Annotated in this window: 25 protein-coding genes; 22 read left to right on the top strand and 3 right to left on the bottom strand. The window is 41.2% G+C overall.

Annotated features, from left to right (window positions below; all coding sequences use genetic code 11):
• The first annotated feature begins 9 nt into the window (after positions 1–9).
• The 11 genes from NST59_RS12290 to udk all read left to right on the top strand — a co-directional run bounded on the left by NST59_RS12290 (position 10) and on the right by udk (position 9,141).
• The gene (locus tag NST59_RS12290) at positions 10–276 is read left to right on the top strand and encodes an IreB family regulatory phosphoprotein (RefSeq protein ID WP_008358522.1); all 267 of its coding nucleotides are present in this window, start codon (positions 10–12) and stop codon (positions 274–276) included.
• A 3-nt stretch (positions 277–279) separates the two neighbouring features.
• A complete protein-coding gene (gene ruvX / locus NST59_RS12285) occupies positions 280–696 on the top strand; it encodes a Holliday junction resolvase RuvX (RefSeq protein WP_034279935.1) in 417 nt (138 codons plus the stop codon).
• A gap of 15 nt (positions 697–711) precedes the next feature.
• Positions 712–993, top strand: a complete 282-nt coding sequence (locus NST59_RS12280; RefSeq protein WP_024423112.1) for a DUF1292 domain-containing protein — start codon at positions 712–714, stop codon at positions 991–993.
• Positions 994–1,147: 154 nt separating this feature from the next.
• Positions 1,148–1,714, top strand: a complete 567-nt coding sequence (locus NST59_RS12275) for a biotin transporter BioY (RefSeq protein WP_341040650.1) — start codon at positions 1,148–1,150, stop codon at positions 1,712–1,714.
• Positions 1,711–3,177 carry an acyl-CoA synthetase gene (locus NST59_RS12270; protein WP_144491371.1) on the top strand — a complete coding sequence of 489 codons (1,467 nt, stop codon included), beginning with the start codon at positions 1,711–1,713 and terminating at the stop codon, positions 3,175–3,177. Before NST59_RS12275 ends, NST59_RS12270 begins: the two co-directional genes overlap by 4 nt.
• A complete protein-coding gene (locus NST59_RS12265; protein WP_106025816.1) occupies positions 3,165–4,253 on the top strand; it encodes an acetyl-CoA C-acyltransferase in 1,089 nt (362 codons plus the stop codon). The genes NST59_RS12270 and NST59_RS12265 overlap by 13 nt, the downstream gene beginning before the upstream one ends.
• 73 nt (positions 4,254–4,326) lie before the next feature.
• Entirely contained in the window at positions 4,327–5,409 is a 1,083-nt protein-coding gene (gene mltG, locus NST59_RS12260) for an endolytic transglycosylase MltG (RefSeq protein WP_039180252.1), read from the top strand.
• A gap of 211 nt (positions 5,410–5,620) precedes the next feature.
• Positions 5,621–6,286: an O-methyltransferase gene (locus NST59_RS12255; RefSeq protein ID WP_039180249.1), complete on the top strand. Its 666-nt coding sequence runs from the start codon at positions 5,621–5,623 to the stop codon at positions 6,284–6,286.
• Positions 6,283–7,212 (top strand): peptidase U32 family protein, encoded by a 930-nt coding sequence (locus tag NST59_RS12250; protein ID WP_059374682.1) that lies wholly within the window; start codon positions 6,283–6,285, stop codon positions 7,210–7,212. Before NST59_RS12255 ends, NST59_RS12250 begins: the two co-directional genes overlap by 4 nt.
• A gap of 20 nt (positions 7,213–7,232) precedes the next feature.
• The gene (locus NST59_RS12245) at positions 7,233–8,501 is read left to right on the top strand and encodes a peptidase U32 family protein (protein WP_024423107.1); all 1,269 of its coding nucleotides are present in this window, start codon (positions 7,233–7,235) and stop codon (positions 8,499–8,501) included.
• A 7-nt stretch (positions 8,502–8,508) separates the two neighbouring features.
• Positions 8,509–9,141, top strand: a complete 633-nt coding sequence (gene udk, locus NST59_RS12240) for a uridine kinase (RefSeq protein WP_024423106.1) — start codon at positions 8,509–8,511, stop codon at positions 9,139–9,141.
• 52 nt (positions 9,142–9,193) lie between these two features.
• On the opposite strand, the gene NST59_RS12235 is transcribed toward udk, so the two are convergent.
• Positions 9,194–9,544, bottom strand: a complete 351-nt coding sequence (locus NST59_RS12235; RefSeq protein WP_106025818.1) for an Ig-like domain-containing protein — start codon at positions 9,542–9,544, stop codon at positions 9,194–9,196.
• 624 nt (positions 9,545–10,168) lie between these two features.
• On the opposite strand from NST59_RS12235, the gene greA reads away from it, so the two are divergent.
• From greA to NST59_RS12220, 3 genes are all read left to right on the top strand, one after another.
• Complete coding sequence (gene greA, locus NST59_RS12230; RefSeq protein WP_047202506.1) at positions 10,169–10,642, top strand: transcription elongation factor GreA; 474 nt, start codon at positions 10,169–10,171, stop codon at positions 10,640–10,642.
• 50 nt (positions 10,643–10,692) lie between these two features.
• Positions 10,693–12,435: a peptidoglycan D,D-transpeptidase FtsI family protein gene (locus NST59_RS12225; RefSeq protein ID WP_341040645.1), complete on the top strand. Its 1,743-nt coding sequence runs from the start codon at positions 10,693–10,695 to the stop codon at positions 12,433–12,435.
• A gap of 67 nt (positions 12,436–12,502) precedes the next feature.
• Entirely contained in the window at positions 12,503–13,168 is a 666-nt protein-coding gene (locus tag NST59_RS12220) for a DUF1510 family protein (RefSeq protein WP_247544498.1), read from the top strand.
• 39 nt (positions 13,169–13,207) lie between these two features.
• Here NST59_RS12220 and NST59_RS12215 read toward each other — a convergent pair whose 3' ends face one another.
• On the bottom strand, positions 13,208–13,411 hold the full coding sequence (locus tag NST59_RS12215; RefSeq protein ID WP_024423103.1) for a YrzA family protein: 204 nt from the start codon (positions 13,409–13,411) through the stop codon (positions 13,208–13,210).
• 186 nt (positions 13,412–13,597) lie between these two features.
• Here NST59_RS12215 and NST59_RS12210 point away from each other — a divergent pair, with 186 nt between their 5' ends.
• The 7 genes from NST59_RS12210 to NST59_RS12180 all read left to right on the top strand — a co-directional run bounded on the left by NST59_RS12210 (position 13,598) and on the right by NST59_RS12180 (position 18,280).
• The gene (locus tag NST59_RS12210; RefSeq protein WP_059374690.1) at positions 13,598–14,239 is read left to right on the top strand and encodes a class I SAM-dependent DNA methyltransferase; all 642 of its coding nucleotides are present in this window, start codon (positions 13,598–13,600) and stop codon (positions 14,237–14,239) included.
• A gap of 15 nt (positions 14,240–14,254) precedes the next feature.
• Positions 14,255–14,950, top strand: coding sequence for a 5'-methylthioadenosine/S-adenosylhomocysteine nucleosidase (gene mtnN / locus NST59_RS12205; protein WP_024423101.1), 696 nt, complete (start codon positions 14,255–14,257; stop codon positions 14,948–14,950).
• Positions 14,951–14,996: 46 nt separating this feature from the next.
• Positions 14,997–15,920 (top strand): PLP-dependent cysteine synthase family protein, encoded by a 924-nt coding sequence (locus NST59_RS12200; protein WP_144490360.1) that lies wholly within the window; start codon positions 14,997–14,999, stop codon positions 15,918–15,920.
• Between the two features lies 1 nt (position 15,921).
• On the top strand, positions 15,922–17,070 hold the full coding sequence (locus NST59_RS12195) for a bifunctional cystathionine gamma-lyase/homocysteine desulfhydrase (RefSeq protein ID WP_039180222.1): 1,149 nt from the start codon (positions 15,922–15,924) through the stop codon (positions 17,068–17,070).
• A 72-nt stretch (positions 17,071–17,142) separates the two neighbouring features.
• Entirely contained in the window at positions 17,143–17,373 is a 231-nt protein-coding gene (locus NST59_RS12190) for a YrhC family protein (RefSeq protein WP_034279976.1), read from the top strand.
• Positions 17,374–17,823: 450 nt separating this feature from the next.
• On the top strand, positions 17,824–17,958 hold the full coding sequence (locus tag NST59_RS12185; RefSeq protein ID WP_064497892.1) for a YrzI family small protein: 135 nt from the start codon (positions 17,824–17,826) through the stop codon (positions 17,956–17,958).
• A gap of 160 nt (positions 17,959–18,118) precedes the next feature.
• Positions 18,119–18,280: a hypothetical protein gene (locus NST59_RS12180; protein ID WP_155267112.1), complete on the top strand. Its 162-nt coding sequence runs from the start codon at positions 18,119–18,121 to the stop codon at positions 18,278–18,280.
• Positions 18,281–18,323: 43 nt separating this feature from the next.
• Here NST59_RS12180 and NST59_RS19165 read toward each other — a convergent pair whose 3' ends face one another.
• Positions 18,324–18,449, bottom strand: a complete 126-nt coding sequence (locus tag NST59_RS19165) for a YjcZ family sporulation protein (RefSeq protein ID WP_008342643.1) — start codon at positions 18,447–18,449, stop codon at positions 18,324–18,326.
• Between the two features lie 267 nt (positions 18,450–18,716).
• On the opposite strand from NST59_RS19165, the gene NST59_RS12170 reads away from it, so the two are divergent.
• A complete protein-coding gene (locus NST59_RS12170; protein WP_039183230.1) occupies positions 18,717–19,319 on the top strand; it encodes a class I SAM-dependent methyltransferase in 603 nt (200 codons plus the stop codon).
• The last annotated feature ends 306 nt before the right edge of the window (positions 19,320–19,625 follow it).

Below are 19,625 nucleotides of genomic sequence, written 5' to 3'. Positions count from 1 at the left end.
CAAGAAGCAGTGAGTTCATTTGATAAGACAATGAAGTTTAACTTCTCTGATGATTCAGCTGAAACCAATGTGAATGAAGTGCTCATTACAGTTCATGACGCACTCCAAGAAAAAGGATACAACCCGATCAATCAAATTGTCGGATACTTGCTGTCAGGCGACCCTGCTTATATTCCAAGACATCAGGATGCACGCAACCTAATTCGTAAACTAGAACGAGACGAATTAATTGAGGAATTGGTTAAATCGTACTTAGAGACACATAAAGAGGCGTAAAACATGAGAATTTTAGGCTTAGATTTAGGCACGAAAACCCTTGGTGTTGCGATCAGTGATGAAATGGGATGGACAGCGCAAGGGATTGAAACAATTAAAATTGATGAAGCAGGCGGAGACTTTGGTCTCAGCCGCCTGTCTGAGATTGTTGCAGAATATGGAGCGGATAAAATTGTACTTGGCTTTCCAAAAAATATGAACGGCACGGTCGGTCCTAGAGGCGAAGCCAGCCAATCATTTGCGAAAGTGCTAGAAAACACGTACAATGTTCCTGTTGTGCTTTGGGACGAGCGTCTGTCAACAATGGCAGCGGAAAAAATGCTCATCTCTGCAGATGTGAGCAGACAAAAGCGTAAAAAAGTCATTGATAAAATGGCGGCTGTTATGATCCTGCAAGGATATTTAGACAGCTTAAATTAAAATGAGGTGAATCAAATGGAACACGGAGAAAAGCAAATTACAATCGTTGATGATAATGGAAATGAACAGCTTTGCGAAGTACTATTTACTTTTGAAAGCGACCATTTTAACAAATCTTATGTTCTTTACTACCCAATTTCTGAGCAAGACAATGAGGAAATTGAAATTCATGCATCAAGCTTCACACCGAACGAAGACGGTGAAGATGGCGAGCTAGAGCCGATTGAAACGGATGAAGAGTGGGACATGATTGAAGAAACGTTAAACACGTTCTTAGATCAAGAAGACGAAGAATAGAACGAATAAAAGGCCTGTGAACAGATCTTCTTGATCTTTCTTCACAGGTCTTTTTTTACGATCATTATGTTAACTTAAATTTATTTCATGTTGACATAATGAACTGTACCTTTTACTCTATTTTTAACAATAAATTGAGTGAGGGGCATGAATATTGAGAATTCAAGATATGATGCAAATAGCGTTAATGACAGCGGTTATCGGGATGTTAGGCTTGATCCCGCCGATTTTACTGACATTTACACCTGTACCGATTACATTGCAAACCGCAGGTCTTTTGCTTGCTGGGGGGCTGTTAAAGCCAAAGCAAGCACTGATCAGTTTATGTCTTTTTCTTTTGGTTGTGGCAGCAGGCGCACCTCTTTTGTCAGGTGGGAGAGGCGGGATAGGGGTCTTTTTTGGTCCAAGTGGTGGTTTTCTTCTTGCTTATCCTGTTGCTGCCTTCATGATCAGCTTATGGGTGAACCGGCTGAAAAAAGTAACCGCACTGCGTCTTTTTGTGATCTATGCGGTTTGCAGTATTGTGATTTTGTATATGAGCGGTATTCCTTTTCAAGCCATGATGATGCATATTAAGGTGTCGCAGGCGGCTTTCCTTAGTTTGGTTTATCTTCCAGGTGATCTCATCAAAGCGGGAATGTGCGCTTTCTTTACGGTCAAAATCATACAGGCCATGTCATATCGAAAAAGGGATCTGCATAAAGGGAGGCGTGCAGTTTGAACAGAATAACGGAAAGCTATGCAGTACATGCAGAAATGAAACGAGATCAGATTGCCATCATAGATGAGCAAGAAAGCATTACATATGAAGATTGGTATGAACGTGTGCAGAGATCGGCACAGTGGTTACAAGGAACGGCTCATCAGCAAAAAAGAATCGCTTTTTTATTATCAAATGGTGCTTCTTTTCTTCAAATATTTGCGGGCGCTGCTTGTGCAGGGTGGACAGCCGTTCCGCTTGATCCGAGATGGAGTCATCAAGAATGTGTAGAAAAGCTCTTGTTAAGTGAGGCGGATCTCGCCATTATAGAGGATCGATTGATGAAAAGATTTGAACAGGGAAGCGTGGACATGCCGATTCTTTCTTTATCTGAATGGAAGGAAAGAATGAGCCTTCTCACAGACATCAATCCTTGTAACAACTGCGATACCGAGAAGGATCCTGTCTTTTATATGGGATTTACGTCAGGTTCAACAGGCTCACCGAAAGCCTTTATTAGACGTCAGCAATCATGGATCGAGAGCTTTCGAATGACAGCTGCTTCATTTGGAATCACTCATCAAGATCATGCTCTTATATTAGGTACACTCTTATCCTCTCACTTTTTATATGGTGCTATCAGTACATTATACTTTGGCGGCACAGTGACGCTTTTAGAAAAATTTGTGCCAGGAAAAGCGAAGCAAGCCTTAGAGACAGGTGATATCACCGTGATGTATACTGTCCCAACAATGACAGAAACGTTACTGCAAATCGATGCTTTTAAAGGAGACAATCCGCTTCTTGTCATGTCATCGGGAGCAGATTGGAGCATCTCGTCAAAAGAACAGCTCGTCTCCAACTATCCACATATCACTTTTTTTGATTTTTATGGTACATCAGAGTTAAGTTTTGTCTCTTACTTGTCTTCAAATGACTTTCTGCAAAAACCTTCTTCTGTTGGACGGCCTTTCTCCTCCATTCAAGTAGAAGTAAGGCGGCCCGATCAATCTGTCTGTCAGCCAAATGAAACAGGGAGGATTTATGTAAAGAGCCCAATGACTTTTTCAGGTTACTTACATGAGGAGAAACCGCCGCAGGAGTGGCTGACAGTTTACGATATGGGATGGCTGGATGAAGACGGTTATCTGTATATGAGCGGTCGTGAGAATGGCATGATCGTCTATGGAGGTCTGAATATTTTCCCAGAGGAAATTGAGCGTGTGCTAAATGAACAGCCAGAGGTGAAGCGGTCGATTGTGGTGGGCGTTCCTGACCCATATTGGGGTGAAATCCCTGTTGCCATACTGGAGCAAGTGCAGCAAATAAAGGTGGTTCGACAAGCTGTTAAAGAAAAGCTTGCGGCCTACAAGGTACCAAAAAAATGGCTTATGATTGATCAAATGATTGAAACATCCGGCGGAAAAATTGCCCGCGTGAGCATGAAAAGGTGGGCGGAGGAGCAATTGTCATGCAAGCGATGATCGTACAAGCAAAACGAACACCCTTCGGTGACAAAAATGGGATGCTGAAAGATTATCGCCCAGAGCAATTAGCCGCTCCCCTTATTCGGCATTTGTCTCAGAACATGACACCAGATGACGTCATATTAGGCAATGTCGTCGGAGGCGGTGGAAATATGGCCCGTCTGTCCTCATTAGAAGCAGGGCTTCCTTTACACGTTCCCGGTATGACGATTGACAGGCAATGTGCCTCTGGTCTTGAAGCGATCCGAACAGCTTGCATCATGGTTCAATCGGGGGAGGGCTCGATGTATATCGCTGGCGGGACTGAGAGCATTTCCAGATCACCAATGAAAGAAAGAGCCCGCTTTTCACCGGAGTGGATAGGAGATCCACATATGGGAGAAGCAGCAGAGCTGACCGCGTCGGCATTTTCTGTTACAAGAAAAGAACAAGATGACTATGCCCTTTTAAGCTGGGAAAGGAGTTTAGCCGCATTTAAACATGGTACATATGCAGAAGAAATCGTTTCGGTAGACGGGCTGAGTATAGATCAAGCAGCTGCTAAAATAAGACCAATGACAAAGCTGATCAAGCGGGCAAAACCTGTATTTTTGCCGGGGAAAGGAACTGTGACCACCGCCAATAGCTGTAAGGAAGCAGACGGAGCAGCTGCTGTCGCTGTGATGGAAAGATCGTTAGCGGAAGCAAGTGGATGTAAGGCGATGCTGCGGTATGCCGGAAGTGCTGTGACAGCGATACATCCTCATTTTCCAGCTGCTTCACCGATTGATGCGATCAAGAAACTTTTACATCAAGAGAACATCAAGGCAGAGGAAGTGGCGCTTTTTGAAATCAATGAAGCATTTGCGCTGAAAGCAGCACTTATTGCCCGCATGCTGGGGATACCATATGACCGGATCAATAGAAGAGGCGGTGCACTATGCCTTGGGCATCCATACAGCGCGTCAGGAGCTGCTATGATGGTGAGATTATTTTATGAAGCGCACACCTTACCGAATGGAAGCTATGTCATGGCTGCTATTGGAAGCGGTGGCGGTGTTGGTTTAGCCGTTTTGTGGCAAGTTTTGTCATGACATGCATGAGCAAGGAATTGCCGAACTCCGTCGAATCATGTACTATAAAAGCTAGATGTGAGGAGGGCCATGCATGTTTTCAGAACAAAAGAAACGACCATTCTTCAAAAGAAAAATGGGGATCGTCCTGTTATCTGTCCTTGCTGTCATCATCATTGCAGCATTATCAGGCTTTTTATATGTTAAATCAGCACTCGGACCGGTCGATCAAAAAAGTAAACAAACGATTAATATTCATATTCCAAATGGGACATCTGTGCGCGAAATTGCGGGCATTTTAAAAGAAAATGGGCTCATTTCGAATGACACGATTTTCACTTATTATGCGAAATACAAAAATGCGTCCGGCTTTAAAGCGGGTTATTTTCATTTGAAACAAACAATGGACGCAGACACGCTGATCAAAAAGCTGACATCTGGCGGAACAGATTACGCCTTTCAGCTTGTGATTCCAGAGGGAAGACAGCTATCTGATATTGCAGCGATTATTGCAAATCAGACGAATTTTTCAGCGAAGGAAGTTGAAGCAAAGCTGGATGATCCTGCTTTTATTCAAACACTAATGAAAAAATATCCGAAAACCGTGACATCACAGGTGAATGGGAAACAGGTGAAACATCCGTTAGAGGGTTACTTATTCCCTGCTACGTATCCATTTTATCGTGAGGATGAATCACTCGAGACGATCATTGAAACGATGATTAAACAAACAGATCAATACGTGAAAACGTATGAAAAAGACATGAAAAAGAGAAACATGTCCATACATGATGTGTTAACGATGGCATCACTCATTGAAATGGAAGCAACAGAAAAGACAGATCGGGCAAAAATCTCAAGTGTATTCTATAACCGGTTGAAAAAGGACATGCCGCTTCAAACTGACCCAACCGTTCTTTATGCACTTGGTGAGCATAAATCCCGCGTTTATTACAAAGACCTAAAAGTGAAATCTCCTTATAACACGTATAACAACAAAGGGCTGCCGCCTGGACCTATTGCAAATGCTGGTGAATCCTCTTGGAAAGCAGCACTGCATCCAGAGAAAACGGATTACGTTTACTTCCTTGCGAAGAAAAATGGAGAAGTCGTATTTACGAAAACGTTAAATGAGCATAATAAAGCAAAAGCGAAATACATCACAGGCAGCAATTAACGTACAAGTGAATCGAAAAAGACTGTAGACAATACGAGATTGCCTGCAGTTTTTTTCGTTGGAATATCCATTTTATAGGTTCGCAATTACCACTTCTTTGTGGTAAAATATATCGGGTTGTTTTTACTTAGATGAACGAAAGATTGACGAGAAAGAGAGCTGCAATAGGCAGGACTCTTCTTTTTCAGGTCATGAAGGAGCTAGACAGATAATGACTATCGAAGATGATCGAATAAATGATTATATTGAACATTTAATTCACCCAAGTCCTGATGCAATCGCTCAATTAGAGATATATGCAAAAGAGCATCATGTGCCAATTATGGAAAAGGTGAGCATCGAGCTTTTACTGCAGCTTCTTTCGATGAAAAAGCCGAAGAAAATTCTTGAGGTTGGGACAGCGATTGGCTATTCCGCCATTCGAATGGCAACAGCTCTGCCAGATGCTGAGATTTATACGATTGAGCGAAATGCAAAGCGCTATGAAGAAGCGACACGGAACATTGAGGAATTAAAGTTAAAAGAAAGAATACACGTGTTTTTTGGTGATGCGATGGAATCGGCTAAAACGGTCCAAACGATGGCGCCCTATGATGTGATTTTTATTGATGCTGCAAAAGGGCAGTACAAGCGTTTTTTTGAATTGTTTGAACCGATGCTTGCTCATGACGGAATGATTATTACAGACAATGTATTATTCAAAGGCTTAGTGGCAACGAATTATGAAGAAGAAATTGAAGATAAACGAAAAAAACAATTAATTGGAAAAATTGATCGATACAATCAATGGCTCATGTCAAACCCTGATTTCCAAACGTGCATTATTCCAGTTGGAGACGGGATCGCCATTAGTACAAAAAGAGGTGACCAATCATGAAGAAACCAGAATTGCTTGTAACGCCAAGCAGCGTGTCAGACGTCATGCCATTAATTGAGGCAGGAGCTGATGCATTCTTAATAGGCGAACAAACATACGGTATTCGTCTTGCGGGTGAGTTTTCAAGAGAAGATGTGAAACAAACGGTTGAGCTTGCACATGCCCATCACAAAAAAGTGTATGTGGCGATGAATGCAATTTTTCATAATGACCGCGTCCAGCTGCTTGGAGATTATTTAACTTTTCTCGATTCATTAAACGTGGACGGTGTCGTCTTTGGAGACCCAGCCGTGATCATGGCTGCAAAGGAAACAGGAGTGAACCTGAATCTTCACTGGAGTACAGAAACGACTGGGACAAACTATTACACTTGTAACTACTGGGGTAAAAAAGGTGCATCGCGTGCTGTTCTTGCAAAAGAGCTGAATATGGACAGTGTGATCGACATCAAAGAAAATGCTGAAGTGGAGATTGAAATCCAAGTCCATGGCATGACATGTATGTTTCAATCAAAACGTACGCTCATCGGCAACTACTTTGAATACCAAGGCAAACAAATGGATGTCGTAGGCAGACATATGGAGGAAGGGCTATTCCTGCATGACCAAGAGCGTCAAAACAAATACCCTATTTTCGAGGATGCCAACGGGACACATATTATGAGTCCAAATGATGTGTGTATGATTGACGAATTAGAAGAGTTTGTTGACGCAGGCATTGACTCATTTAAAATTGACGGAATTTTAAAGTCACTTTCTTATATGACAGAGGTAACATCACTTTATAGAAAAGCAATTGATTTACTAACGACTGACAAAGACGCGTATGAAGATCAGAAAGAGGACTGGGTGAAGCGGATTGAAGAGATTCAGCCAGTGAATCGTTCGATTGATACAGGATTCTTCTTTAAAGAAACGGTTTATTAAGATAAGAGGAGGCAGAGGAAATGGCATTATTGAAAGATGGTATTTCTGAAATGATTGATGGGAAACGTGTCATTACAAAAAAACCAGAACTGCTTGCACCCGCAGGAAACTTGGAAAAGCTGAAAATTGCTGTACATTATGGAGCTGACGCTGTTTTTATTGGCGGGAAAGAATTTGGGCTTCGCTCTAATGCAGATAACTTTTCAATTGAAGAAATGGCAGAAGGCGTCGCATTTGCAAACAAATATGGCGCACGCATTTATGTGACAACGAATATCTTCGCCCACAATGAAAACATGGACGGGCTGGAGGAATACCTTCAAGGGATTGAAGGTGCTGGAGTAGCAGGCATTATCGTAGCTGATCCACTGATCATCGAAACATGTAAACGTGTTGCACCGAAGCTTGAAGTCCACTTAAGCACACAGCAATCTCTTTCAAATTGGAAAGCTGTTCAATTTTGGAAGGAAGAAGGGCTTGAGCGTGTGGTGCTTGCACGTGAAACAAGTGCGCTAGAAATTAGAGAAATGAAGGAAAAAGTCGATATTGAAATCGAAACATTCATTCACGGTGCGATGTGTATCGCATACTCTGGCCGCTGCGTGCTCAGTAACCATATGACGGCAAGAGATTCTAACCGCGGAGGCTGCTGCCAGTCCTGCCGCTGGGATTATGATCTTTATAAACTAGAAGGTTCTGAGGAAGCACCTTTATTTGGTGAAGAAGATGCACCATTTGCGATGAGTCCAAAAGATTTGAAGCTTGTTGAATCCATTCCTCAAATGATCGAAATGGGAATTGACAGCTTAAAAATCGAAGGACGGATGAAATCCATTCATTATGTTGCCACTGTTGTCAGTGTGTATCGTAAAGTCATTGATGCGTATTGTGCTGATCCAGACAATTTTGTCATTCAGCAGGAATGGTTAGATGAATTAGATAAATGTGCAAACCGTGACACAGCGCCAGCCTTTTTCGAAGGCGTACCAGGAACAGATGAACAAATGTTTGGCATTCATGGAAAGAAAACGACCTTTGATTTCGCAGGTCTTGTTCTTCATTATGATGAAAAAGAACAAATCGTGACATTGCAGCAGCGTAACTTCTTTAAGCAAGGCGACGAAGTCGAATTCTTCGGACCAGAAATTGAGAATTTCACATGCAAAATTGAGACGATTTGGGATGAAAAAGGCAATGAACTAGATGCCGCTCGTCATCCGCTGCAAATCGTCAAATTCAAGCTTGATCAAAAAGTATACCCTAGCAACATGATGAGAAAGGGGAAATAACAGCCACATGAGGAGTAAACCAGTTGTCATTGGTATTGCTGGCGGCTCGGGTTCAGGTAAAACGAGCGTCACCAATTCGATTTATGAAAAATTTAAAGGACATTCCATCCTCATGCTTCAGCAAGATTTATATTACAAAAATCAAAGTCATATGCCATTTGAAGAGCGCCTGCTCACGAACTATGATCATCCGCTTGCATTCGACAATGACCTGATGTTTGAGCATTTGGAACAGCTCTTAAGGTACGAATCCATTGAAAAACCAATATATGATTTTAAACTGAACACACGTTCAGAAGAGACTGTTCATGTTGAGCCGAAGGATGTCATTATCGTTGAAGGTATCTTTGCGCTCGAAGATGAACGTTTGAGAGACTTAATGGATATTAAACTGTATGTCGATACAGATGCAGACCTTCGCATCATCCGCCGCATTTTACGCGATACGAAGGAAAGAGGCCGGTCGATCGACTCTGTGATCGAACAATATGTATCTGTTGTCAGACCGATGCATAATCAATTCATTGAACCAACAAAACGATACGCCGATATCATCATCCCAGAAGGCGGCCAAAACCATGTGGCGATAGACTTAATGGTCACAAAAATTCAAACCATTCTTCAAAACCGTGCAGAGTAATAGGTAGAGAAGAAAAAGACCTTTACAGTGTAAAGGTCTTTTCAGCATCATCTTACCAAACTCTCACAAAAACTTGTCCTAAGACAGACGTACCTTTATAAAGAGTGATCGTGGCTTTGCCAGGTGAATGAGCGGTCACTTGTCCACTAGAACTAACAGAAGCTACACTCTGGTTATCTGTCCAATAACGTGTAGCTGCAGCATCATAGACCGAGTAGGGTGGCTCACCAACTCTTAAAGATATACTGTAATCTTGAATTGAAATCACATCTAATGTTTGAAATCCAGACGAGCTGCTATTGACTGTGAAATCCGCTGTTTCCTTGGCCGAAGCCATGCCCATTAGTGAAAAAGATAAGGTAGAGATGGATAGAACAGAAACAATTGTTTTCTTCATGTTCATTTAAAACACTCCCTAGCATGTATTTGGTCTTGCATTGATAGAATTCAACAAAAACCAAATATTTCCTTGTTAATATTTGTTAATTATATGTGAACATTTATGAAAGCATCAATCTCAGAAAGAATCTTGAGGGTTTGATATGATAATAAAACAATGAAGAAAAGAAGAGATGGAGAAATCACTACAACATAGCGAAAGAATGAAGTTGAAAAAGTATATTAAAAAAACGACAAACAAATCATCACAAATTTTCAAACAATTCTTGATCAAAATGCAATTTTGTAATAATATAGCATAGACATATCGTACACTGACCATATTATGTATTGGAAGTTGGAGAATGGGTAAGCTATTCTTCTACATATGATCGAAATGGCCGAACGAGGTACAGGAGCTTCCTGTGCCTTTCCACAGTTTGTGCGATTTTAGACCGCTGCGGAGTGGTCCTGTCTAATAAAAGGCATAATAGTTGCATCTAAAAGGGACGCCATGTAAGATGGACTTTTACGAATATGGGACAGAAGGAATGAGGGCCTGAACATGTCCTCATTCTTGTATATTTCAGTCGTCACTCACGTGCAGAAAGTTTGTATGATGAGGATTAATAGAAGGAGTGAATGATTCATGGCACAAGAGAAAGTATTTCCAATGACAGAAGAAGGAAAGCGTAAATTAGAAGAAGAGCTTGAACATTTGAAAACGGTTAAACGTAAAGAGGTTGTAGAGCGTATTAAAATCGCTAGAAGTTTTGGAGACCTCTCTGAAAACTCGGAATATGATTCTGCTAAAGAAGAGCAGGCGTTTGTAGAAGGCCGTATTACAACGCTTGATAATATGATTCGTAATGCCAAAATTATCGAAGATGAAGGAAATTCAAATGTTGTTTCACTTGGTAAAACGGTGACATTCGTTGAATTACCAGACGGCGAAGAAGAGTCTTACACCATTGTGGGAAGTGCAGAAGCTGATCCGTTTGAAGGCAAGATTTCAAACGATTCACCGATTGCAAAAAGCCTTTTAGGTAAACAAGTAGACGACAAAGTAACCGTTCAAACACCTGGCGGAGAAATGTTCGTCCAAATTGTAAAAATTTCATAATCACGTTTATCACGTAAACACCTCGTCCACAATAGGGACGAGGTGTTTTTATGCGCAAAAAAAGAAGAATTCAATGGACAGGTGCGATTATTTTTATGCTATTTCTCGGTCTTCTGATGAGACTGGCAGAAATTCAGCTGTTCTTCACAGAATCGTTTTCAAAGCTTGATATCAATTTAATACAAGAAAGTGTCAAACAGCGAACAGAAGAAGTCGTCATTTCAGACGGACGCGGTGAGTTTTTAGATCGAAACGGCCAAGCACTTCTTACAAAAGAACAGCCCGCGGTTATCTTATTTCCTTTCCTGCAATATGATCTTCCGCGCTTGCAGCAAACTGCCTCAATTCTTGAGATGGAAGAGAATGAACTCAAAAAACAGTTAACAGAAACGAAAAAACCGCTCATTTTAAAAGATGACATTTCGAAAAAAAAGCTGAAAGACATCAATGATATGAAATATTCAGGTGTGTACGGCGTATATATGAAAGAGAAGGACAAAAAAAGACTTGCCCTCCACACATTAGGTTTCACAAGCGAGAATCCAGAACTATTGAGAAAGCGTTATCCTGACAAAAAAGAGCTTTCCATTCGTACTGAAATCGGCACATTTGGGCTGGAAAGCACCTTTGACGAATTTCTATTACCCGAGCAAGACACAAAATTGTTATATCATGTGGACGGAAGGGGAAACCCTTTGTTCGGTATGGACGTCAAATATACAGCAGAAGCTCATTCCTTTTATCCACTTCAGGTACAGACAACAATAGATGAGGACATGCAGGCTGAAATGGAAAAGGTGCTCAAAGAACAAGGCGTTGAAAAAGGCGGTGCCGTTCTGCTCGACATTGAAAAAAGCAGTGTGCTGGCGATGGCGAGTACCCCAAATGTCACAAGCAAAAACCGGCATGAGGCAAGAAATTACATGCTGACAGCTATTGCACCTGGCTCTGTCTTTAAAACGGCTGTGCTTGCCGCAGCAATCGAAAAAAACCTTAACCAGCCACAAACCATGTATGACTGTCGAAAGAATTTATATGGAGAGCCGGAAGGAAAACAGGAAGTGCTAAATCTGACGGACAGTTTCTCAGAGAGCTGCAATTATACCTTTGCGACACTTGCTGAAAGGCTCATTCAAACAGATGATCAAATCATCGAAAAGACGGCTGCAAAGCTTGGACTCTTAGATCGAACTGGCTGGGAAGGGGATGTCTATCATAAGCAGCACTTCAAACAGTTTGATCGTGAAGAAACAGGCAGTGTGTGGGGAGATAAAAGAGACAAGCATGTCAAAAAAGCCATTGCACAAACCGCAATAGGACAAAAAAATGTCAAAACGACTCCTCTGCAAATCGCGAATATGATGGCTGCGATTGCAAGAGGAGGAGAACGAAAAGAAGTGAAAATCGCAGAAAAAGTGCTGTATCAAAACGGAACAACGATGCTGTCCTTTCAAAACAAACGGCCTGAAGGGGGCAGCATAGACCGCTATACAGCTCAAAAGCTGCAAAAATTCTTAAGACAGGTGGTGACCTCTGACAAGGGAACCGGAAGAAGGTTTCAAGATTTGCCATACAAAGTAGCGGGGAAATCAGGTACTGCCCAAACCGGCGGTCAAGACAAAAAGGGGAATCCGCTTTATCATAAGTGGTTTGCTGGATACTTTCCGGTAGAAAAACCAAAATACGCCCTTGTCGTTGTTCACCTTGACGAGACAAGTGGCCGGGCTAAGACAAATGATGCGTTTTATGATATTGTAAAAAAGGTCAATGAAATTGAAAAGAAACAGACATAGAACATCCCTACATGACATGTTAGAATAGAAACGACTTAGGGAACAGAGGCAAAGGAGTGCAGAGATTTTGAGTAGAAATTCTCGATTTGAACATCGTGATAAGCGCAGAAAGGCAAATATGGTGCTTAACATATTAATTGGTATCGTTGTGGTGCTTATTTTGGTTGTCGCATCGAGTTTGTTAATTTTTAATAAGCCGAAAGATCCAGATGTAGCGAAAGAGCCATCTAAAACGGCACCTGCAACAAGTGAAAATAAACAAAACTCAGAAGAAGATGTGAAAGATCCAAAGAAAGACACATCCGATGATTCAGATGCAAAAAAAGATGATTCGTCTGATCAAGACGACGATACGAAGAAGATAGATGATGAAGAAAAACCTAATAAAGATGCGTTAAAAGACGCCAAAGAAACAGACGGCGGCAAAACAAGTGACGTCGACAAAACATACGAAAACGATGACTGGGAGCCTGTAGGAACAGAGCAATCCGGTTCACATACAGCAACCTATGATTCGAGCTCAACAGACTGGAAAGAAATGATCAAAGCCATGTCCTATGCGACAGGAATTTCAGAAGATCAAATGACCGTTCTTTGGTTAGGAAATAACGGAGGTCCTCAAGATGCAAAAGGAACCATCCGTGATAAATCAACAGGTGAACGCTACCGCGTGGAAATTACGTGGGTAGATGAAAAAGGCTGGAAACCTGTGAAGGTTGAAAAATTAAGATAAACACGAAAAAAAGATAGCATATTTGCTATCTTTTTTTGTTTAGACATTCGCTTTAAAATGAACAACTGCTGTATACAAAATCCGCTCATCGATCACAGTCGTTTGATGACTGACAGAATGAACGGTCAGCAGAATCGCCTGATTATGTTCAATTTGTTTTTGGATCTTTTGTTCAAGTTCTTTTAAAGATGTTGCTTCAAAAAATTCAATTTTATCCTTTAAAAAATCCAGCTGAAAATCCATTTGATTCACCTCTCTATACTCTTCATTCATCTTAATCTCTCTCCCTCAGAAGGGCAAATATTTTTCTACCTCTCCCAGTATTTTTTAGTAGGAAAGAAACAGAAGTTGTGGTAGGATAGGAACTGTTCGACGGAATAAAACATACTATACGCATAGGAATAAAAAGATAAAGTGGAGGGAAAGAAAATGGGACGTGAATTTCTTTCTTTATTTGATCATTGGGCTGACTCTTATGACGACACGGTGAGTGGTCATGACGAGCAGTATAAAGAAGTGTTTCGCCGGTATCCGGCTATTTTAAAAGAAATTACCCGCCGTTCAGGCCAATATGTTCTTGAGTTTGGAAGCGGTACGGGGAATCTAACAGCGCTCCTGCTTGCAGCTGATAAAAACGTGTTTGGTGTTGAACCATCAGATGCCATGAAGAAAGCAGCTCTTCAAAAAGGAATACCAAATATACTTCATGATGGGGATTTTTTATCATTTCCAGCGCCGCCTTTTGAGCCGGATACGATCGTCAGCTCATATGCATTCCACCATTTAACGGATGAAGAAAAAAAACAAGCCATTCACACCTATAGCAACATCCTTCACTCAGATGGTAAAATAGTCTTTGCTGATACAATGTTTCAAAATCAAGCAGCACATCAAGCTGAAATCGACAAAGCGAGAGCTGCAGGGTTCGATCAGCTTGCAGAGGATTTAGAAACGGAATATTATCCATCCATTGATGTGCTAAAGGAAATCTTTGAAGAAGAAGGTTTTAGCACATCCTTTCATCAAATGAATGATTTTGTTTGGATCGTAGAAGCGAAGAAAAGGGAATGAAAGGATGTTTTTGTTTTGAAAATCGCAGTTATAGGTGCAATGGAAGAAGAAGTGACGATTTTAAGAGATCAACTAAAGAATGCTACACAAGAAAACATCGCTGGGTGTGAATTTACAACAGGTGTTTATGAAGATAAAGAAGTGATTTTATTAAAATCAGGGATTGGAAAAGTAAATGCAGCGGTCAGCACAACATTACTGCTTGACCGCTTTCAGCCAGATTATGTGATCAATACAGGATCTGCTGGCGGTTTCCATCACTCATTAAATGTAGGTGATATTGTCATCTCTACTGATGTGAGACATCATGATGTAGATGTGACCATCTTTGATTACGAATATGGACAAGTGCCGGGACTTCCAGCTGCTTTCATTGCGGATGAAAAGCTTGTGAAGCTTGCAGAGGAATCTGCTTTAGAGATCGATCATATTCAAGTGGCAAAAGGAACGATTGCAACAGGAGATTCATTTATGAATGATCCGGATCGTGTAGCGTTTGTAAGAGAGAAGTTTCCAGAGCTATATGCGGTGGAAATGGAAGCTGCAGCTGTTGCACAGGTCTGTCAGCTCTTTGGTACGCCATTTGTTGTCGTTCGTGCGCTATCAGATATTGCAGGGAAAGAATCCAATATCTCCTTTGATCAATTCCTTGAGCAAGCAGCGATTCACTCAACCGACCTTGTCTTGCGTATGATAAAGCAAACACAATAAAAGAAGGGGTTTCCCCCTTCTTTTCCATGCAAAGGAAGGGAATTATATGGCTGTCATAAAGGATATTACCGAATTAATTGGCCGCACACCGCTTTTAAAGCTGTCAGGGATTGGCGTCCCAGAAGGCGTTGAGGTGTATGCAAAGCTTGAGATGATGAATCCAGGTGGAAGTATTAAAGATCGTTTAGGTGATATGCTCATCAGAGAAGCATTAGCATCTGGCAAACTGCGTCCAGGCGGAACGATTATTGAAGCAACTGCTGGAAACACAGGAATTGGGCTTGCCCTAAGTGCAAGAAAGCATCAATTGCAGACCATTTTTTGTGTACCAGAACATTTTAGTCAAGAAAAACAACAGGTGATGAAGGCGCTCGGTGCAGAGATTATTCATACGCCAAGAAATGAAGGCATGAAGGGTGCGATTGATCGAGCCCTTGAACTAGAGGCAAGCCTTGACAATGCCTATTGTGTTTTACAATTTAAAAACCAAGTAAATCCATTGACTTACTACAGAACGCTCGGTCCGGAATTATGGTCCGACTTAAAAGAGAATATCGATGTATTCGTCGCAGGAGCAGGATCTGGCGGGACTTTTCAAGGTTGTGCCGCCTATTTAAAAGAGCAGCATCCGTCGTTAAAAACGGTTGTTGTGGAGCCTGAAGGGTCAATTTTAAATGGTGGGGATCCGGGCCCGCATAGAACGGAAGGAATTGGTCTTGAATTTATCCCAGATTATATGGAGCAGGCTTTATTCGATGAGATTTACACTGTCAGTGATGATGATGCGTTTCGAATGGTGAAAGAAGCAGCTGAAAAAGAAGGTGTTCTCATCGGCAGCTCTTCTGGTGCCGCTTTATTTGCCGCTTTAGAGGAAGCAAAGAAAGCAGCACCTGGGACAGTCATTGTCACCATTTTTCCTGACAGCAGTGAGCGATATTTAAGTAAAGGAATTTATGAGGGAGGAAAATAGAATGAAACCAAAAACAATGATGATTCACAGCGGAACAACGGGTGATGAAAGAACAGGCGCCGTGTCTGTACCTATTTACCAAGTGAGCACGTATAAGCAGCCAAAAGCAGGCGAACATACGGGGTATGAATACTCCAGAACAGCAAATCCAACAAGAACCGCACTGGAAACAGTCATTCGTGATCTTGAAGGAGGAGCAAACGGTTACGCATTTGGTTCAGGAATGGCAGCCATTACGGCGGTGATGATGCTGTTTAACAGCGGGGATCATATTGTCCTGACAGATGACGTGTACGGCGGAACCTACCGCGTCATCACAAAGGTGCTAAACCGAATTGGCATTACTGCAACCTTTGTTGACACAAGTGATCCTGAAGCGGTGAAAAAAGCCATTTTACCTGAAACAAAAGCCGTTTACATTGAATCACCAACCAATCCTTTACTCAAAATGACGGATCTAAAAGCGATCGGCGAATTGACAAAGGAAGCCAACATCTTGATGATTGTCGATAATACATTTTTCACACCGTATTTCCAAAAGCCGATTGAATATGGTGCGGACATTGTTCTGCACAGTGCGACTAAATATTTAGGCGGTCATAGTGATGTTGTGGGCGGGCTTGTCGTCACAGCGACGAAAGAGCTTGGAGAAGAACTGCACTTTGTTCAAAACTCGACAGGCGGAATTCTTGGACCGCAGGATTCATGGCTTCTCATGAGAGGGATGAAAACACTTGGGCTAAGAATGGAAGCACATCAACAAAATGCACAGAAAATCGCTGAGTTTTTAAAGCAACATCCAGCTGTCACACGTGTTTATTATCCAGGTCTCGGTACTCATCCTGGCCATGAACTTGCGAAAACACAAGCATCTGGCTTCGGTGGAATGATCTCTTTTGATATTGGAAAAGAAGAACATGTTGATGTATTTTTGAGCCAGCTAAAGCTGTTTACGATCGCAGAAAGCCTTGGAGCTGTTGAAAGCTTAATTTCTGTCCCTGCCCGGATGACCCATGCGTCCATTCCAAAAGACCGCAGGGAGGAGCTTGGCATCACAGATGGTTTAATTCGTATTTCCGTTGGGATTGAAGATGTTGATGATTTACTACATGATATCAAGCAAGGACTAAGCGCGCTGGCGAATGGATAGATTTACATGCTCCTCGCTTTCTCTCACTATGTTAAGCTATGAATAGACATTGATAACTGGAAGGTGAAACAAGTGAAGAAAAAGTGGAGTGATTTAGTGACAGATTACAAGCAGTACGCTTTTATTTTGCTTGCTGTCAGCACCTTTTTATATATTGGTACGATCTTACCGAACCAGCACATCGAAGCATCTCCAAAAATGCTGATGATGGGAATAGATTGTGTTTTCTTATTAGCAGCTTTTGTTTGTGTTAAACGTGCGATTTTCTTTCAAAAGAAACTGCAAGAATTAGATGAAGATTAATTCGAAAGTCTCCTCATGTGCCTGAGGGGCTTTTTTCATTGTATTGGACAATCGGACAAGAATAACTGTAGAAATTTAGTCAAAAACACAAAAATCATCTATATTACTAAAAACAGGTTTACAAAATGGTGCTTGCTGGATATACTTACAAAGTAATTAAAAAAACGTAAAGGAGGCTGAAGAATATGTTATTCGTATCTACTTGTGATCAATTCAACCAACAATTTCATCATGTCATCAGCCTGTGGAAGAGTTCGTGTTCTTCCTTTGCCTTATACGGTGCACGCTTTATAACTGTTTAAGTAGTAAACGAGGATTTCACACGTATCATCCATTGCAGGTTGGAAGACAATGTCTTTTGAGCTGTATTTTTGTGTGCCCGCAGGTCAACTGATAAAGAAGATCTGCGGGCTATTTCGCGTGCTGCGAACTGAAGGGAGGTGAGCGTATATGACAATCCATTTATTTTTTATTACATTGACGATCAAACGTAAATACAAGGATATTGAGACTGTTCTTTACGAACAAGAAGTCGAAACATTTTATGAAGAAATGAAACAGAAACAACTAAAGTATATGAACTAAAACAGGAAATGAAAAAAGTGAAAAGGAGGAGATTGACATGTTTATGATGCTTGCCATGCTTGATTGTTATACGAGGGAGAAGGACCAGGTTTAGACACGCTCCACATTGATCACCTGCACATATGATAACCGTAAAAGGAGATTGTGAGGTGATCAATAAATGTCGATGTCACCATATATGAGATTTCCGTCTGTGGGGCACGGATATGCATCTATTCCGCATTCCTTAAAGCACGGGTACGGCAATCCATACCGCATGCAAAGAGAGCAAGAGGAAATGCTCAGACGTTATATGTATCAATACCGGACTTATTGGTATTAAAGAAAAGGAGCAGGAAACGTCATGGTTTCCTGCTCCTTTTACATTAGCAAATCCAGCTTGCACCAATGATGATCAACAAAATGAACAGTACAACAAGCAATGCGAATCCGCCTGCAAAACCGCCACCGTAGCCACCGCAGTAGCCTCCAGAATAACCGCCAAAGCCCATAATCTAGCACCACCTTTATCTTATCAAGATACATTTATAAATTATGCAGCTCATGCAGAAAACGAAATCAATCTGAGCACAAATAATGAAAACGCCTATTCAGGTCAAAAAATTTTCACTTTCTGCGAAACATTTTCTGAAAAGGAGCGTCTTATAAAGGACAAATAAATTAGGACTAGGTCTTAATTTTTGTTAGGTGAGAGCCGATATGAAAAGTAAGAAAATTTGTAAATAGTTATATTTACTGGTGAAAAGCAGGTGTTAACATTGATTCAAAGCTGGATTGGGAAACAAATGAGAGAACCAAAAGGCTTGTTCTCAAAATGGGTTGCCCGCTATATGGAAAAAAATCATCATAATATCAATGAATGGACGCTTCAACTCTTAAATATACAGGAAAATGACCGAATTTTAGAAATTGGGACTGGAAGAGGCATCACCTTATCAAAGGTAGCAGAAAAACTTGACCGCGGAAAAGTATATGGAGTGGATGCCTCTCGTCATATGATTAAATATGCAAAAAGAAAACATAAGAAGCTTGCGGAACAGGACAAAGCCGTTATTACGCTTGGTAAGGCTGAGCAATTACCTTTTGAAGACAGATCATTCAATAAATTATTTACGGTGCAGACGATCTATTACTTGAAGGATATTGAGCAAGTTATGAAGGAAGTGTACCGCGTCCTTCAAGTGGATGGTGAAGTATTTTTATCTTTTCAAAAGCAGGAGCTGATAAAGGAACAAAAACGGTCAACATCTTTTTCATCGTACAGTGAACAAGAGATCAGCCATCTGTTTTCAGCATATCACTTTAGAGAAGTCTCGGTTTATCACTATGATACATACATCTGTATCAAAGCTTTAAAATGATGAAAATATTTCCCAGGTAATGAACAAGCACTCAAAAAGAGGCTCTTCGTCAGAGGAGCCTCTTTGTCTGCAATTGAATGTAAAAATAAATAAAGGCTCTTCATCAGAAGAGCCTTTTGTATGTAAGGTAGGCGCCAGCCAGGTGTGTAAGGAATGATAGTATATATAAGGAATTTGTTTGTCGATTAAGGATACCTGTCTGGCTTATTTCTTATATCGACACCGTTCTGCAAAAGTTTAGCTTTTTTTTCAATATTTTCTTTTTTATTTCACTGGAAGACACATTTTTCTTTCTCATGTAGACAT

This window comes from Bacillus sp. FSL R5-0439, from assembly GCF_038008805.1.
In the GTDB taxonomy this organism is placed as follows: Bacteria; Bacillota; Bacilli; order Bacillales; family Bacillaceae; genus Bacillus; species Bacillus safensis.
Note: the sequence above shows the minus strand (reverse complement) of the source record. Positions and strands in the feature narration are given on the sequence as shown.